Annotated in this window: 12 protein-coding genes and 7 pseudogenes; 8 read left to right on the top strand and 11 right to left on the bottom strand. The window is 50.2% G+C overall.

Annotated features, from left to right (window positions below):
• Positions 1-483 (top strand): annotated as a pseudogene (locus CS369_RS24600) (methyl-accepting chemotaxis protein); the annotation flags it as partial.
• A 115-nt stretch (positions 484-598) separates the two neighbouring features.
• Here CS369_RS24600 and CS369_RS11075 read toward each other — a convergent pair.
• Positions 599-865, bottom strand: coding sequence for a DUF3811 domain-containing protein (locus CS369_RS11075; RefSeq protein ID WP_196907123.1), 267 nt, complete (start codon positions 863-865; stop codon positions 599-601).
• A gap of 170 nt (positions 866-1,035) precedes the next feature.
• Here CS369_RS11075 and CS369_RS11070 point away from each other — a divergent pair, with 170 nt between their 5' ends.
• Positions 1,036-1,959 carry a hypothetical protein gene (locus tag CS369_RS11070; protein WP_196907122.1) on the top strand — a complete coding sequence of 308 codons (924 nt, stop codon included), beginning with the start codon at positions 1,036-1,038 and terminating at the stop codon, positions 1,957-1,959.
• A gap of 328 nt (positions 1,960-2,287) precedes the next feature.
• Here the strand turns inward: CS369_RS11070 and CS369_RS11065 are convergent.
• Positions 2,288-2,467, bottom strand: a pseudogene (locus CS369_RS11065) (class C beta-lactamase); the annotation flags it as partial.
• Positions 2,468-3,067: 600 nt separating this feature from the next.
• Here CS369_RS11065 and CS369_RS11060 point away from each other — a divergent pair.
• Positions 3,068-3,781: an oligogalacturonate-specific porin KdgM family protein gene (locus CS369_RS11060; RefSeq protein WP_196907120.1), complete on the top strand. Its 714-nt coding sequence runs from the start codon at positions 3,068-3,070 to the stop codon at positions 3,779-3,781.
• A 61-nt stretch (positions 3,782-3,842) separates the two neighbouring features.
• Here the strand turns inward: CS369_RS11060 and CS369_RS11055 are convergent.
• The 8 genes and pseudogenes from CS369_RS11055 to CS369_RS24590 all read right to left on the bottom strand — a co-directional run.
• A pseudogene (locus CS369_RS11055) lies at positions 3,843-4,659 on the bottom strand (aspartate aminotransferase family protein); the annotation flags it as partial.
• Positions 4,655-5,597: pseudogene (locus CS369_RS11050) on the bottom strand (diaminobutyrate--2-oxoglutarate transaminase family protein); the annotation flags it as partial. The pseudogenes CS369_RS11050 and CS369_RS11055, both read right to left, overlap by 5 nt.
• Positions 5,554-6,156: a pectinesterase family protein gene (locus tag CS369_RS11045; protein WP_196907119.1), complete on the bottom strand. Its 603-nt coding sequence runs from the start codon at positions 6,154-6,156 to the stop codon at positions 5,554-5,556. The pseudogene CS369_RS11050 and the gene CS369_RS11045, both read right to left, overlap by 44 nt.
• A complete protein-coding gene (locus CS369_RS11040; protein WP_210769489.1) occupies positions 6,140-6,541 on the bottom strand; it encodes a hypothetical protein in 402 nt (133 codons plus the stop codon). The genes CS369_RS11045 and CS369_RS11040 overlap by 17 nt, the downstream gene beginning before the upstream one ends.
• Positions 6,542-6,676: 135 nt before the next feature.
• A complete protein-coding gene (locus tag CS369_RS11035) occupies positions 6,677-7,840 on the bottom strand; it encodes a glycoside hydrolase family 10 protein (RefSeq protein ID WP_196907128.1) in 1,164 nt (387 codons plus the stop codon).
• A gap of 171 nt (positions 7,841-8,011) precedes the next feature.
• Complete coding sequence (locus tag CS369_RS11030; protein WP_196907117.1) at positions 8,012-8,890, bottom strand: N-acetylmuramoyl-L-alanine amidase; 879 nt, start codon at positions 8,888-8,890, stop codon at positions 8,012-8,014.
• A 290-nt stretch (positions 8,891-9,180) separates the two neighbouring features.
• A complete protein-coding gene (locus CS369_RS24595; RefSeq protein WP_196907116.1) occupies positions 9,181-9,531 on the bottom strand; it encodes a hypothetical protein in 351 nt (116 codons plus the stop codon).
• An 18-nt stretch (positions 9,532-9,549) separates the two neighbouring features.
• Complete coding sequence (locus CS369_RS24590) at positions 9,550-9,885, bottom strand: hypothetical protein (RefSeq protein WP_196907115.1); 336 nt, start codon at positions 9,883-9,885, stop codon at positions 9,550-9,552.
• Between the two features lie 249 nt (positions 9,886-10,134).
• On the opposite strand from CS369_RS24590, the gene CS369_RS11015 reads away from it, so the two are divergent.
• The 5 genes and pseudogenes from CS369_RS11015 to tus all read left to right on the top strand — a co-directional run bounded on the left by CS369_RS11015 (position 10,135) and on the right by tus (position 15,810).
• Positions 10,135-11,223 (top strand): MBL fold metallo-hydrolase, encoded by a 1,089-nt coding sequence (locus CS369_RS11015; RefSeq protein ID WP_196907114.1) that lies wholly within the window; start codon positions 10,135-10,137, stop codon positions 11,221-11,223.
• Positions 11,224-11,487: 264 nt separating this feature from the next.
• Positions 11,488-12,126 carry an SrfA family protein gene (locus tag CS369_RS23535; RefSeq protein ID WP_374191052.1) on the top strand — a complete coding sequence of 213 codons (639 nt, stop codon included), beginning with the start codon at positions 11,488-11,490 and terminating at the stop codon, positions 12,124-12,126.
• Complete coding sequence (locus CS369_RS11005) at positions 12,111-12,488, top strand: hypothetical protein (protein WP_196907113.1); 378 nt, start codon at positions 12,111-12,113, stop codon at positions 12,486-12,488. Before CS369_RS23535 ends, CS369_RS11005 begins: the two co-directional genes overlap by 16 nt.
• Positions 12,412-14,727, top strand: a pseudogene (locus tag CS369_RS11000) (virulence factor SrfB); the annotation flags it as partial. The gene CS369_RS11005 and the pseudogene CS369_RS11000, both read left to right, overlap by 77 nt.
• A 159-nt stretch (positions 14,728-14,886) precedes the next feature.
• A pseudogene (gene tus / locus CS369_RS10995) lies at positions 14,887-15,810 on the top strand (DNA replication terminus site-binding protein).
• Positions 15,811-15,820: 10 nt separating this feature from the next.
• On the opposite strand, the pseudogene fumC reads toward tus, so the two are convergent.
• A pseudogene (fumC, locus tag CS369_RS10990) lies at positions 15,821-17,205 on the bottom strand (class II fumarate hydratase).
• Positions 17,206-17,366: the final 161 nt, after the last annotated feature.

Below are 17,366 nucleotides of genomic sequence, written 5' to 3'. Positions count from 1 at the left end.
CTTTATGTAAACAATCAATTATCTCCTTAGCGTGGTTTTTTACATCATTGACCGTCAAACCCCATATCCTGGCACTGAACGCCGCTGTCGAAGCGGCACGGGCAGGGGAACAGGGAAGGGGATTTGTCGTTGTGGCTTCAGAAGTACGTAATCTGGCACAACGCAGAGCCAGCGCGTTGGCAGTGGCGTTCAACTGGTGAATGATGCCGGTAAAACCATGCAGGAAATGACGCAGGCGATCAGTTCGGTACAAAGTATCATCGGTGAAATGCTACAGCATCAGATGAGCAGGTAAAAGGTATCAGCCAGGTCAGCATTGCCGTCAATGAAATGGATGGTGTAACCCAGCAAAACTCAGCATTGGTGCAGGAGATATCCGCTGCGGCCAGTTCGCTTGAGGAGCAATCCTTGTTGCTGGCACAGACCATTGAGCATTTCCGTCTGGATGCAGAATCAACGTTGGCACTGCCCGGCACACGCTAACGGTTGCTCAGTACGTCACTAAAGTCCGGTATCATCTATTTATTTTTCGGATGGTACCGGTTACCACTGCGTGGTTAACCAGGAATGTCGATAAATGCCCTACATAACAACGCGCCTAACGGCGTCCCCGGACATGGGTATTGGCAGACCATTCATAGGTGGCATTAGCATCAGGTTTGAATTTATTTTTCTTCTGCTCTGAACGAGCCTGCTTAGCTGCCGCCTCCCGTTCTTTCATCAACTTATCGATATAGTCGTCTTTAATACGATTATTCTCTGCGTTGGTTAACGTGCGACCTCGTTTTTTCCTTTCCTGATCCAGCAGCGTTTTGAGCTGTCGCTGTTCACTTTCTGTCATGTCTTTCTGTGTCAGTCTGGCCATAGGAAGGCATCTCGTGGTGGGTTAGAAAATCCATTGTAGAGCAAATTCGCTAATTTTACATTGGTTTCAATGCCATTGAACGTCAACTGCTTATATATATGGCCTGGCCGTTATTTTGCTTCAGATTATAACCAGTGAATGTATCACCAGGAAAAAATGAAAGGACTCTTATGAAGAAACTTTGGGTATTAATGGTTACCACAACGTTGAATGTTTTTTTACCTACTAATGCCCAAGGCACCCTATCAACAACACCGCCACAGATGGATGGTATCGACAAGTTTTATGCATCAATCGGCCGAACAGGGATTATTCCGGCAAACAGACTGGTTGTTTATTATGGTAATTTCAACTCTCGTAGAATGGGAATACTGGGTGAATATCCTGCCCCTGAACTGTGGAAAAAATTAACCGCTGAAGCGCAGGAATGGGAAAAGGCAGACCCATCAAAGCCTGTCATTCCAGGATTAGAGTATATTGCTACCGTAGCAAGCAACCAGCCTGGACGAGATGGGTTCTATCGTAACCGTATGAGTAACATGCAAATAGAGAAAGCCCTGTCTTTGGTGAGGATGACACCAGGTGCAGTTCTGATTCTGGACGTTCAGCCCGGACTGAGCGATTTACACCGTGAGATATCCCGCCTCGAGCCTTTTCTTACTCAACCGGATGTGCATCTAGGCATAGACCCTGAATTTATCATGATGGGAAAAACCATTCCGGGGGCGAGAATTGGAACAATTAACGACAAGGATATCAACAGAGTCGTTGATTATCTTTCAACATTGGTTGTGAAAAATAATCTGCCACCGAAAGTGTTAGTGATTCACCGTTTTACTAAAAAGATGGTGACGGGGTTTGATAAAGTAAAATCAGATCCTAACGTGCAGGTAATATTGAGCATGGACGGGTGGGGAGCTCCTGAAACCAAAATGGCAACCTATGAAAAAGTCGTCTCTGCTGAACACAGGGTGTTGTATCCAGGCATCAAGATTTTCTACAAGAACGATATTAGAAAACTGCCACACAGACTGTTATCCAAGGCTGAAGTGCTGAGTTTACAGCCTCAGCCGATATATATTCAATATCAGTAGTTGAGATGTGTTTGATGAATGCTGATAGTGTATTTCATCATGTTCACTTCAATGTGGCGACCGTCTGTATTGGTGGATGAGCATCGCGCATGGAAGGCAGATACCTAGAGTTTATACCACAGTGTTAACTGGCCGCCGACAGGCGGTACAATGATTAGCAGTCTGCAAACAGGGTTTGCTTTATGGCCATAACAGCGACTCAGGACGTTTGAGGGTCGAAGATAAGAGAACGTATCAGCGACACCGGATGAAGCAATCACGCTGGCCACAGAGCCAGATTCCGCCTCCTTATCCATTGGTTCGCATAATGTATATTATGTTAAATTAAATCAAGCATCTCCCACCCCTGTCCTTGATAAAGTGCATCTGTGCGGTAGTAGCGTGTCTGCGCAATATTAAGCCCTTTTTGCAGTATGCGATCGGTGACCTGTTCAGGATTCATATTGGCCTGCATCCACGCTAGCATATCCTCAGACGTTGATTTTACACCATAGGCTTCTGCATCTAAGTTACATTTGGGGCGGCTAATGCCATGCTGGAAAAGCATAGACACAGTGTGGCTTTAACCAAAATAGCGGGAGAGACAGTCTTCATAAAAAATCTCATAAGTAGTTGGCGCATCGACGCTTTTTATAACGCCGCATCATAACGTAGCATGATAAGTATAACGCCTATTTTGTTAACCAAATCAGAACCATTCTATCCTCAACGCTTTCGCTTGCGGTTGATAGGATCGTTTCAATCCTCCCTACTCCACGGTGAGTAGTAGATTCATTAATTTTCTGATTTATTCAATACCGTTAGGGAAAACTAGCGCATTCATAAGAAATCAGATTAGGTTTTCCGATAAGTTAATAGTAAATAAGCCACCATTTTTTCACAGATTGAAAAAACTCTCTTCCAGCACGTTTATTGCCTATCGGTTTATTTTATCAGTGTGGATTCTACTATACTCTTAGCCGAGTCATAAATGTAACGATTTTTAATATTGAATTTCTGCTCCAATATCTTGGTGCATTACATTAATACACCGTTGTCTTTACACGGTTAGGATTGCTTTTGTCTGCGGAGTTGTTGACGTTAATGTTATTTTTCTCGGAGAGATATAATGAAATTAAAGTTAGTTACGTTGGCAATGGCTTCATTGGTCACACTCAACGCACATGCTACTGCCATTGATTATCAGCATGAATTTAAAGATTCATCAAACGGAGAGCACAATGATAGCTTTAGATTTTCCACGGTTTTTGAGCAAGGTTTTGGGCTATCAGCAGAAGCGCGCTGGGCTCAGCATGCCAATGATAAATCAGAAAAAAGCCCGTTCAGCGAACGGGTCAGTAGCGGTACGGAGGTGGTAGCCAGCTATACGTATGATGTTAACAAGACCTTCTTTTTGGAACCTGGGTTTTCGTTGGAGTCGACTGCCGACTACAATAGCTATCGCCCTTATCTGCGCGGTAAGGCAAATATTACCGACGATTTCTCCGTATCGCTGACCTATGGTCCTTATTATAAACGAATCAGTAAAAATATCGGAACACAGAAACAAACATCCGAAAAAGGTTATAATTTAACGTCAACGATGGCGTATAAGTTTCTTAATGACTATACGTTTGAATATGAGCTGGATTATCAAAATTCCAACGAGCAAAAAACCAACCCGTCAGAAAACAAGAAATATGCGTTTAGCCATGATTTTAAATTGAGCTATCAATGGGATAAAAATTGGCACCCTTACCTTACTATCGGTAATGTCCCCGCGGTAGACAAAGGGAATCATCGACAAACACGCTATCGGATGGGGATTCAGTATAGTTTCTGATATATTGTGAGCGTAAAAAAGCCGACAACAGAAATGCTGTCGGCTTTTTATTTTCAGATCGTTACGCTTTTAGTAACTGCATCGCGCACGCTTTCACACTTTCCAGCAAGATTTTAACGTCTGCCAGGCAAACAGTAGGATTCAGCAAGGTTAGTTTCAGACAAGTCACTCCGTCAGCTTCGGTAATACCCACATTTGCGCTGCCAGAAGCAAGCAGTGCGTCACCAATGCGTTGGTTCAGCAAAGCGACAGTTGTTGCATCGTCAGACTCCGGGCGGAAACGGAACAGAACGCTGGCCAGTTGCGGTTGCATCACCAACTCAAGATGCGGCTGCTCGGACACAAACTGTGCAACCTGTTGTACCAGCGTTACGCCATTGTCAATGATTTCGGCATACTGTTTTTTTACCCAATGCTTCAAGGCCCATCCACAATTTCAGCGCATCAAAACGGCGCGTAGTTTGCAGCGATTTCGACACCAGATTAGGCACACCCTGCTCTTCATCAAAGCCTGAATTGAGGTAAGCCGCCTGATAGCGCATCAACTCATAATGACGGGCATCTTTCAGCAAAAATGCGCCGCAGCTGATGGTCTGGAAGAATTGCTTGTGGAAATCCAATGTGACGGAATCCGCTAACTCAAGACCATCCAGATAATGGAGATATTTCTCAGAAAGCAACAGCGCACCGCCCCATGCTGCGTCAACATGGAGCCAGATGTTCCGTTCGGCAGCCATAGCCGTAATCTCGACTAAGGGGTCAATGGCACCGGCATCGGTGGTTCCAGCTGTTGCAACAATGGCCAGCACTTGCTCGCCATTGGCGTCGGCCTGTGCCAATTTTGCGGCCAAGTCGCTAAGATCAATGCGCGAAAACGAGCAGCGAAGGTAACAGACGCAATACGCAACCGTTGCGGCCACCTCTTTCAAGGATTAGACCCGCTTCAAAACATTTTTTCTGCAACAGTGCAGAAAGCTCACCGTCAGCTGGGTAGCATCCCATCTGATCCTGCGCTTCATGAGGTTTTACGATCTCAATGCCGATCATTAGACCAAGACCGCGCACATGACCAATCACCGGGTAGCGTTTTTGCATTTCGGCCAGCTTGGCTTTCAGCCATTCACCCTGGGCGGCAATTTTATCTGCAATTCGATCATCTTTGAGGATTTTGAACGTGATCAGACCAGTGGCCATCGCCAACTGATTGCCACGGAAAGTACCGGTGTGGTGACCCGGTGCCCAGGCATCGAACTGCTTTTTGATACCAAGCACTGCCAGCGGTAGACCGCCACCGACCGCTTTAGACAATGATATCGGGTTCGATGCCTGCGTGTTCGAACGCAAACAGTTTACCGGTGCGGGCAAAGCCAGCCTGTACTTCATCGATAATCAGGATAATGCCATGCTCCTGAGTCACTTTACGAATACGTTGCAACCACTCTGCCGGAGCTGGGTTGCCCCCCCTTCACCTTGAACGGCTTCAAGGATAACCGCAGCAGGTTTGCGTACCCCACTTTCGACATCGTTGATCAGATTGTCAAAATAGTAGGTCAGTGCTTTAACGCCAGCCTCACCACCGATGCCCAGCGGGCAACGGTACTGGTTCGGGTAAGGCATAAACTGCACTTCAGGCATCATGCCATCAACAGCTTCTTTGGGAAACAGGTTACCTGTGACAGAGAGCGCGCCGTGGGTCATACCGTGATAGCCCCCCGGAGAAACTGATCACACCAGAACGACCAGTCACTTTTTTAGCCAGTTTTAGCGAGGCCTCAACGGCATCGGCACCGGAAGGCCCGGTAAACTGCAAGCAATACCGTATCCAACAGCGAGTTCACCACCGTCAGGTTTTTTAACTGAAACTCATCGCTCTGTGACCATAAAACCGCTGTGCAGGTGGTATCAATCGTTTTGTTCTGCTTTGATGCGCAAACGTCATACATATACCAGGCAGGATCGCCAGACTGATATTGCTGATTAGCATTAACAATCGTGCGGTAGGTGGCCGGAGAAATCATCGAGTCCAATCCGAGTGAGATGATGGTTTTTTCCGGTGCATCACCTGCGCCAAACAGCGTTATCGGCGGCGCTTCAGCAGGCACATAGACCGTGCCGATATAAGTTCCTGGCTGCACTTTGATGTAAATACGCTGATTGCCTTTTTGCTGCTGCAATGCCGCATTCACTGCATCTTGAATCTGTGTGTAGCTAGCGCCATCAATCCCTTTGGTCGGTCCCACCACATAGGGCGTATTCACTGAAGCGATATTGATAGGCTGTGGTGTCCAGGCGTCGGCAATGGGCGAATCATAGAGGCCACGATAGGCAAAATAGTGCTGTTGCGTAAAACGCGCGGCCTCATCGCTGGAAAGCACGGGCCGCTGTGTCGTTCCTGGGAATGAAGGCTGATACTGTGGCTGTGGCTATGTTGCAGTTTGACAAGCCGCTAACAGCAAAGAAACGGATACTGCAGCAGCAATACCGGAGAATGGCTGATATTTCACTTCTCACCCCATGCAGATTAATAAAATGAAATCGAGCTTCAATTCTATTTGCAATCAAAAGAAAAAAGTGAAGCGCGATCATGGTCTTAGGTAAGCGTGTTCTACACAATAGCGCCACTACCGGCTCAAGCATGATAGCCAAAAACAGGGAGAGCAGGATAATGGAGAGGATGGATGCCGCCAGATTGATCCCCATCATGACGATAGCTAATGCGGCTAACAGCAACATATCATCGGAAAATACAGGTGTTTTCATGGTGGCCTGCTTAGGGTTAACACGACGTTTAAATCCTGCCGCACGCGATAAAATCCATTTTTGCAAATGCGCGTCGGACAGTCTGTTCTACAACAGAAAATATAGCGGCTTTTCGCCGCAACGTCGCTTTTACCGCTATTTACCCCAGTGCTTTCTGAGATAATCCACCGCCGGTACGGTTTGAGGTTGATGAAGGAATCCCTCACGAAAGAGCACGCTACCTTTCACTTCCGGCAGCGCTTCATTGAGCGCCAACTGCCGCCGCAGTTCAGACACGCCGTCCCGCGCCCAATCAGGCTCCTTTTGCGAAGGCACACCGACTTTATACAGTGCGATACCAATGTAGAGGCGCGTTTTTGTTGACCTTACCACATTCGCCCACCATTTTACCAGTGTGTCATAACGGACGATTTCTCGTGAAAAGGGCCAGTAGATTTGCGGGATGATATAGTCAATCAAGCCACGTTCAACCCACAACCGAGTGTCTGCATAAGAGATGTCATAGGCCGCACCACCGCGCGTATCCGAACCGCGAGCGTCATTCTCTGCATTGCGCCACACGCCCGACGGACTGACGCCAAACTCAACCTGCGGTTTGACCGCTTTGATTGCCATCGATACTTGCTCAATCAATAGCAACGTATTATTGCGCCGCCAGTCCCCTTTGACGACAAACCCCTGTCCATACTGCCTATAGGTAGCATCGTCTTGCAAACGGGACGTGGGGGTTTCGTAGTAGAAGTAATCGTCAAAATGGATACCATCTACGGCGTAGTTGTTAATCAGTTCCACCACCACATTGGTGATCCACTGACGCACCTCTGGGATACCGGGATCCAACACAAACCGATCGCTCGCCGTGCGTATCCATTCTGGGTGCAACGCATAGACGCTAGAGGTCGACGCACTAAGAGTGCGGCGCAGTGCAGCCACGGTTTTCGGCTGGGTATTGCTGGTCACACGGTAGGGATTGAGCCAGGCGTGAATGCGCAATCCACGCTTATGACCTTCAGCCAACATGAAGGCCAAAGGATCGTAACCGGGATCTTTACCCACCACGCCAGTTAATACATCAGACCATGGCAGTAACGCCGAGCGGTATAGCGCTGTGCCATCCGGCTTTACCTGAAAAAAGACCGTGTTAACGCTCAGGTTAACCAGATTGTCCAGTTTGTCGATCAGCGCCTGTTTTTGTAACGCAATGCGGCGCTCATCTGACGGTTCATCACTTGACGCAGACGTCGGCCAGTCAAGGCCAGAAAGCGTGGTTAACCAAACACCCTTGACGTTCTCCGGCATAGCCGGAGAAACGCAGACGGGAGCCTCAACCACAGCGGGAGGAATAATTTTCCCCTTACTACTGCACCCCAGCACTCCACACACCAAACACCAAACACAGCAGAAAAAAGCAACGTCGATAGTTCAGCATGTTTGAGCAATTCCTTGGCAGTAGAAAGGGTTGTCACGGGTTCAAGTTCGATATTTTTCCACCAGCGCTTTGGCAATCGCCTCCGTTTGTGCATCGGCATTACCTTCAATATTCGATGGGCGGAAGTGCATTTGAAACGCGCTAATTGTCAAACGTGTTTCTTTATCCAACTCACCGTTTTGCGGAATTTTATCATAACCATACTGATGTAATGCTCTCTGAAGCGTCAACACATCGGTCGGCGCACTCGGCTGCCGTCCGGCGAGATACTTGTTCACCGTTGCATCATCAGGCCAGGCACCGACGCCCATCTCTGCAAACCGTTTCCAGGGGAACAGTTTTCCAGGGTCCTGTTTGCGCAGCGGTGCAATATCGCAGTGCGCCAGAACATTATCCGGCGTGATGTTGTTACGCTTGATAATGTCTTTGGTTAGCGCAGCAAGCGCGGTGATTTGCGTTTCATTGTAAGGATACCAGGTACGAACGCCAAGCATGTTATCGGTAAACCCGAGGTTAACAATCTCAATGCCCACCGAAGAGTCATTGAGATTTACCCGGCCATTCCAATTACTGACACCCGCATGCCAGGCTCTCATATCTTCTGGCACCAATTGCATCACTACGGGTTTTTTATCCCGCAGCGGTGGATTTTTCGCAACCAGATAATGCGCGCTGACCTGCCCCTGGGTTAACACCTCTAGCGAACGCGCATCATTCAGCGCGGTGTAATGTAAAATCAGAAATCGGACACGCTCATTCTGGCCTTTAGCCGGATGAGTGGTATCCACGATGTAATCGCCGCGATCGACTAACGTTGAGCGCGGCGTAGAACATCCGGCCACAATCAATGCCAGTAACCCCACGGTGAGCAATTTCAGCCCATGTGGGCGAGTGGTTGACGAAACAGAATTGAATATCATAGAAAAATTCACCTCCTTGGCGATAATTAACAGCAACAAACATTACAATAAGCAAGTAAACAGGCACTTTATTCTAATAATAATTATGCGGTTGCTATTAAATCATCGCTAAACCGTTGCGATATTTAATCGTTTTATAGCATTTCCAAGGATTAATTACCCTTTTTAACCTTCAATAAGTGACATCGTCATCTTTGATGTTAGCCCTATTGCACTAAACGTTTCTGTAAAACAGGCAAAAAAACGGGAGCCACCTGGCCCCCGTTTTTTCATTCGATCGATGCCAGGCGCTACAGTGCACGCTGTCGCGTTTCCTGTCCCAGCAGCATAATCGCAAAGACAGCAAGCAGTATTGCCAGACTAAACAAGGCAAAAATACCACTGATTGGCACGGCGCTAGCGACTAAAGCGCCGACCAATAGCGGGCCAAAGATCCCACCGATACGCCCCACTGCCGCTGCCATTCCTGCACCGGTAGCACGAATCGATGTTGCGTATTGTTCTGGCATATAGGCATAAAGCGCCCCCCAGGCCCCGAGGTTGAAAAACGACAGCAGCGATCCGGAGAGCAGCAGTTGTGGGGCACTGGTCGCAACACCGAAAAAATAGGCGCTGATCAGCGTTCCCAGTAAATAGACCACCAGTACTGCTTTTCTCCCTTAACGTTCAATCAGCCAGGCAACGGTAAAATAGCCGGGTAACTGTGCCAGCGTCATCACCAGCACATAACCGAAACTTTTCACCATATCAAGCCTTTTGAGCATCATCACGCTCGGCAACCACAGGAACATGCCGTAATAGGAGAACACCACGCAAAACCAAACAATCCACAGCATCACGCTGGCGCGCCGTTGCTCCGGTGCCCAGAGTGCAGCAATCTTATGGCGAAAAGCTCTTTTTTTCTCTTTCTGGCACAGTTGCAGATAGTGCGGCGAATCCGGCAAACGAAAGCGCAGGTATAGCGCGTAGAAGGCTGGCAACGCACACAGGATCATGGCACCGCGCCAGCTGACACTCGACAGGGGTAAAGGAAGTAGGCGATTAACGCGGCCAGCAGCCAGCCGGTGCCACAAATGAGCAATAACTTATTACTGGATAACGCACCCTGTCTTACCTGAGATAACATCATGATATTGTTATGTCATCGTCAATCAAGGTTTATTTAGCATACTAAACACGCATGACGCTGTCATGTGGCTTTTTTACTCAGACAGCATAATTTCACCTTAAGGCGGAGTGATACCATGACCGAAAAGGCGATATCGAACACCACGCCTCCCCACTATTCTACGGCTGACCAGCGTTTTCACAACGTGCGACCCAGCATATACCTGCACATAGGCTGGCGTGAACGGCTTTCGGTACTCAGGCGCTTGTTGTTTACTGCACGATCCCGTATGCCGGAACAGCGGTTGCCAGAAGTCACGCCGAATTGGCGGGAGTTTCTCAAACCTGATAATAAAACCCGCGTCATCTGGTTTGGTCACTCCAGTCTGTTGCTGAACATGGATGACGTCACCGTACTGATCGACCCGGTGTTTTCTGCATCAGCTGCTCCCTTTCCTTTTCGCATCAAACGCTTTCAACCACCGGTGGTCCCGATGGAAGCGTTGCCCGCTATCGATGTGATCGTGCTTTCACACAACCATTACGATCATCTGGACCGCGTAACCATCTATTTTTTCCGCGATAAGAAAACCCATTTTGTTACTCCGCTTGGCATGGGAAAAACCCTGCAAAAATGGGGGATCGCCGCAGAGCGCATTACCGAACGGGATTGGTATAAGGAATGCGCGTGGAAGACACTGAGATTAACTGCGACGCCAGCGCGTCATGCCTCCGGTCGCACCCCCTTCGATCATAACCGCACGCTCTGGTGCTCCTGGGTACTACAAAGCCCGCATGAAACGCTGTATTACAGCGGAGATTCCGCCTACGATGACCACTTCACGGCCATCAAAGAACGCTTTGGACCTATCGATCTTGCGTTTGTCGAGAATGGTCAATACAACCGGCGCTGGCCCGATTCTCACATGACTCCGGAACAAACCCTGCAAGCGGTACTCGATCTGGCACCGCGCACCTTTGTTCCTATTCACTGGGGCATGTTTACGCTGTCACTGCACCACTGGACAGAACCCGTACAGCGCAGTTGCGCGTTGGCCGCTCAGAAAGGCGTTCAGGTGCTTTGCCCACGTCTGGGTGAAGTGGTGGACAGTTATTCATTATCCACCCCACCGTTATGGTGGATGCCCTTTGTGCCCGAAAAGACGTCAGTTTCCCTCCCTCCCGCATCACAAGGCACGGCATACTCGGAAAACGACAGTTCATAGAAAAAAACCGCCCATGCGCGACGCTAAACCCAAGAAACGGCGTTGATAGGTCAAATATTTAGTGGTTTTGTCGTTTCTTTATCCGTTTGACATTGCCATTTCCGGTTTAGAGTACATTTTATAGTAAACTGATTTGATTTCAGATTTTAACCTTCCATTTAATAAGGTCTCTTTCTTGGCAAAATCATTACTACGCAGCGGAAGTTTGGCCGATTCTTTGCGCTGGGCGAAAATGGGCAACCGGAGTATGCATCGGCTCTTCAGTTGCGAGAAACTCTGCGTTTACGGCGACAACAAACTATCGCTGACTGTCTGGCCATTCCGCAACCGAATGAAACGGGCGATCGTCTTGATTGGTACGCTCCCGGCGAAGGAAAAATCACCTCATGGATAGCCGCTGGCGAAGCGGAACGGGAGGCAGCGCTGGAGCAGTTGCAAAACTGCCTGACCACCGTTGCGGCATTGAGTGAACGCGCGTTGGCATCAGACAGTGCGGCGCAGCAACGATTTGGTGCCCTGCTCGCCAAGGCGTTCCAATTCCCCGCCGCAAATTACGTTTATCTGGTCGGTGGCCACCCCGTCATCACCTTTTGGGGTTTTATTAATCTTGACCAAAAACCTCGAACTGATGCTTTAGAGTGCCTGCGCGAGGCCTTACCGGTCATCACGGCACAACCGTTGGTCGATCCGATTGCACCGCCCATTCCGCAACCCAACGCTGCCGCTGTCTATGCTGAGACGGCGTCGTTACCGGTTGAGCCGGAAAATGAACCAGAAGAAACGCCCAAGGCCGCTCTCCCTTCGGTGCAACAAGCGGCTCAAGGAAAATCGGCATTGCGTCGCTGGTGGTGGGTTGCACCGGGCATGGCACTCGCGGGTGCGCTGGCGTGCCTGGTAAACTGATAACCTCAGAACCGGTGGTTGCACATACGCCGGAAAAACGTGTACTGCCCGCCACGGAAAAACCCAAAGAGGCTGAGGCCGTCGCACAAAACGCCACACCGATAGCGCCACCGCCTGTTGCTGCTGAAACGCCGCCAGAAGCGGAAAAAGCGCCCTTGGTTGCGCATCCAGAAACAGCGCTGTTGGTGGCACAGAAACCCGCTCCGGCCCCCAGCACGCCACCGGTTGAAACGGTAGTTGCAGAAACCAAGCCGGTAGACAAAAATGCGCTGGTGATGCCGATAGCTACTGAGCAATGTCTGGCTGCCGCTCCCGTTTATGCGCTTCAACCCACCGCGTACCTTTATTGGTGGCCCGGATAACTGGGCACGCATGAAGGTCGTGACCCTGCCAAGACCGGATCAGGATGGCAATACTCACCGTATCTGCATCGTTTTCGATACCAAAGTCTATTCTGACGGCGATGAGAACGAGTTGCTCGCCCCGACCGAAAGCGACATTACTGCCGGTTTGAAGTTTACGCTGGCGTATCACAGTGAAGAGTTGGGGGAGTTTCTCGATTTAACCCGGGTCGATGGCTGGCTGCGCGAAGTCTTTACCCACCATGCCACCGAGCGTGAACAGCGCAGTGAAGCGGACCAACGCACCGCATTGCGTGGTTTTGAGTATCAGGCGCACTACCTGAACCTGTTGGATATGCTGGGCAAGCATTGCGGATCCCGGAAATTACCCTGGTTGCAGGCACACGGCAAGAGCCGGATATCTCCGTTGACCTGATTCTGTATGTGGGCAACTCGCACACCTGCGGCATTCTGGTCGAAGACCATCCGGAGGCGCATAACGGGCTGAGCTAGAGTTATGAGTTGCAATTGCGCGATCTGGAACAACCGCATCAGATCTACAATGAGATGTTTGAAAGTCGCATCGAATTTGCGCACGCGCAGTTTGGCAAGCCCAATTTCTCCTTGGAAAGTGGCCGCGAAGACGCCTTCCTCTGGCCTTCCATCGTGTGCGTTGGCCGGGAAGCCAGCCGTATGGCGCTGGCGCGCCTCGGCACCGAAGGTGCCAGCGGGCTCTCTAGCCCACGCAGGTATATGTGGGATGAAGAGAGCTACACTCCCGGCTGGCGATTCAGCAAAACCGTCGGCAACGCCGCGCTGGAGCCGCACGCTATCGCCGCACCGTTCACACATTTGATCAATAATGAAGGCCAGCCGCTGTTTACTGTGCCGTTCAACGATCGTCTTCCGGTATTTTCCGCACAATATAGCCGCAGTTCGCTGATGACGCTGATGCTGTGTGAACTGCTGGCACAGGCGTTGAGCCAGATAAACAGTGCGGCGCAGCGCGCCAAAATGATGAATGACAGCGCACCGCGCCGCCTGCGTAACATCATTCTGACGCTGCCCTCCGCCATGCCAAAACCTGAGCGCGAGATATTCCGCCGTCGCATGCAAGAAGCCATTGGTCTGGTCTGGAAAACGATGGGATGGCACCCGGCGGATGATGGCTTCAATACGGAACAAGAGAAAGCGGCCAGCCGCTTCCCCGTGCCTGACATGCAAATGGAGTGGGATGAAGCCACCTGCGGCCAGATGGTCTATCTCTACAACGAAAGTCAGGTCAATTTTGGTGGCAACACCAAAGCCTTTTTCGCTAGCCAGGCGCGGCCAGACCGGGTGTGCGATGCCGATGAGCAACCAGGACAAACTTTGCGCGTTGCATCGATTGATATCGGCGGTGGTACCACCGATCTCGCGGTAACACAGTATACGCTGGATGATAGTATCGGCAGTAACGTCAAAATCAGCCCATTGCTGATGTTCCGCGAAGGTTTCAAAGTGGCGGGCGACGATATCTTGCTGGATATGATCCAGCTCTACGTGCTGGCTGCACTGCATGCGTCACTGAAAAAAGCCGGGATCGCCACGCCGGACAGCCTGATGGACAAGCTGTTTGGCAACGCGGGCAGAATGGATGGTCAATCTACCCTGCGTCAGCAGTCCACCCTACAAATCCTGATGCCGATTGGGCGTGCGATCCTCGAAGCCTATGAAGGGTTAGATCCGCTCGACATGAGCGCCGAACTGCTGCCGCAACGTCCCACCAGCAAGATGCTGGACTATTTGAACGGCGAAATTCAGCGTGAACAACCGGCGGATGCTGCCGCGTTTGATATCCTGCACACGCCGCTTATCGTTCGGCTAAGCAAGTTGCACGGCGAGTTTTTATCCAACCGCATCAGCATCACGCAAAATTTGCGTTCTCTGTGCGAGGTAGTGGCACTCTATGATTGTGATGTGTTGCTGCTTACCGGTCGCCCGTCGCGTTTCCCCGGCATACAGGCACTGTTCCGTTACCTTAAGCCGTTGCCCATCAGCCGTATCGTGTCACTGGATGGGCTACCAAACCAGCGATTGGTATCCGTTCAATAAATTCGGCCGTATCGAGAACCCGAAATCCACCGCGGCAGTTGGCGCCATGCTGTGCTTGTTGGCTCTGGACCTGCGCCTGCCGGGCTTTTATTTCAAAGCGGGGGATTTTGAACCCTACTCCACTATCCGCTATTTCGGCATGATCGATGCCAACCAACAGTTAACATGGCAGCAAGGTTCCGCTTCACTATACCGTCTCCCCGTGGTTTGGCCGAAGATGAACAGCAACTGGAGACCTTTTTGATAACACTATTGCTGACTTTGGATAGTTTTGACACATTATAAGTATGTTGTAACTAAAATAGACCGTTATCCCTGAGGTGCTATGGACCACTATCAACTGATTGCTGCCCTTCACGACACTTTTTCTTCACTGGAACAACAGCTTGCAGAATTTCGCCAGCGTTTGGCCTCGCTTACGCTGCTCAACGCACGAGTGTTCACTCTCCCCACCGTGGAAAAAGGGAAAGAGCACGATCCCATCACCCAGATCCCTGTCACGGCGTTACAAAGCGAAGCGGCCTGTGAGGCGGGCCTGGCGCATTTCCAGCGTTTATTTATCCATCATTATGCTGAGACGGTAAGTAGCAAAGCTGCTATTCGCTTACCCGGTGCGCTGTGTTTTTTGGTGTCGGAGGCTGAATGCGAGCATATCCGACATGCCGTCGAGGCGATTAACACCTTGAAAGCAAAGCTGGAGCAGTTGATTACCCGTGAATCCGGTTTGGCTACCGAGCAACGGTTTGAATTCGTACACGCCCACCTGCCCGGATTAATCACACTGAGTGCCTATCGCTCACTCACCTTGTTAACCGAACCCGACACAGTGCGCTTTGGCTGGGCCAATAAGCATGTGGTGAATACATTGACGCGCGAGGCAGTATTAGAAAAACTGGAAAAAAGCCTTCAGGCAACCCGAGGAATTTCATCGACAGAAAAAGCCACGTGGCACGCTCGGGTCACCCAGGAGCTTATTGATATTAAAAAACTACCACAAGACGCGGTGTTGAAGATTAAACGACCGGTGAAAGTACAGCCGATCGCCCGGGTTTAGTATCAAGATGCGCAGAAACAGGTGCAACACCCTTGCCCGTCACCTTTATTAGTGCTGTGCCGCGATCCGTCACGCATTCCAGTCATTGGTGAGCTGGGAAACTACCTGGCTGACAGCGCTCAACCCAAATTCAGACCGAAAGCGCTGCGGCTGCTGATTCCGCGCCTTCACCTCTATCTGGATGAAAGCGCGTAAGGCTCAGCCCTTATCCGATATGCAGGCTACCCACCATATCCTGCGGGCGCACCCACTCATCGAACTGTGACTCGGTTAAATAACCGAGTTTCAGCGCAGCGGCTTTAAGCGTTAATCCCTCTTTATGCGCCTTTTTGGCAATCTCTGCGGCTTTATCGTAACCAATATGGGTGTTTAACGCAGTAACCAGCATCAGAGAGTCATTCAGTAACTGTTCAATACGATCGCGGTTAGGCTCAATACCAATGGCGCAATGCTCATCAAAGCTCTTCATGCCGTCCGCCAGCAAACGTACCGATTGCAGGAAATTATGGATAACCATGGGGCGATAAACATTAAGCTTAAAATTCCCCGACGCCCCCCATATTCACCACCACATCGTTGCCCATCACCTGGCAACATAGCATGGTCAGCGCTTCACACTGGGTTGGATTCACTTTCCCCGGCATGATGGAACTGGCCGGCTCGTTTTCCGGAATGCTCAACTCGCCAATGCCGCAGCGCGGACCGGATGCCAGCCAGCGCACATCGTTGGCAATTTTCATCAGTGACGCAGCCAGCCCTTTCAACGCGCCGTGGCCATGCACCAGCGCATCACAGGTTGCCAAGGCTTCGAATTTATTGGGGGCGGTAACAAACGGTTGTCCGGTCAATTCAGCCAGCGCGCTGACAACGCGAACCGCGTATTCAGGGTGGGTATTGAGTCCCGTACCCACCGCCGTGCCACCGAGTGCCAGCTCGCTCAAATGGGTTATACTGTTCTCAATGTGCTTGCGGTTATGTTGCAACATGGCGACCCAACCGGAAATATCCTGCCCCAAGGTCAGCGGCGTTGCATCCTGCAAATGGGTGCGACCGATTTTAACGATATCGCTGAACTCCTCGGCTTTGTCCTGTAACGTAACCAACAGCGCGTCAAGCTCAGGCAACAGATGAGTGTTGAGGGCAATGACAGCAGCTACGTGCGAAGACATCGTTCGAACTTTGGCTTTTGTTAACATCATCATTGGGATGAACCAAACGCGCATTACCGCCTTCCCCTCCCAGAATTTCACTGGCGCGGTTGGCCAGCACTTAATTCATGTTCATGTTGCTTTGCGTGCCGGAACCGGTCTGCCAGCTCGCCAAAGGAAACTCGCCGGAGTGTTTCTCAACCAGTACCTCATAGGCGGCCTCAATGATCGCTGCGCTCTTCTCATCCGGCAGCAGGCCAAGCGTGTTATTGACCTGTGCGGCCGCACGTTTGGTCAACGCCAAGGCAAAAATCAGCGCTTGCGGCATTTTCTCCTCAGAGATACGAAAATGCTCCAAAGAACGCTGCGTTTGTGCCCCCCACAACTTATTGGCAGTAACATCAATCGGGCCCATGGAATTTTTTTCGATACGTGTCATCATTGGTTTTTTCTCCTAACATTCCTAAAAAGGACGGGGATCATGGCCTTGTCTGGCATCGCGATTGAGAAAACATTAACATGCACATCAAGCACCATCGTCTGCAAGCAAAGGCAGTGTATTCATATTCAATGCATTTATTAACCTCTATAGTCACATATATT

The sequence above is a fragment of the Candidatus Symbiopectobacterium sp. 'North America' genome (assembly GCF_015762685.1).
Taxonomy (GTDB): Bacteria; Pseudomonadota; Gammaproteobacteria; order Enterobacterales; family Enterobacteriaceae; genus Symbiopectobacterium.
The sequence above is the reverse complement of the archived record's forward strand: the minus strand, read 5'-3'. Positions and strand labels throughout refer to the sequence as shown.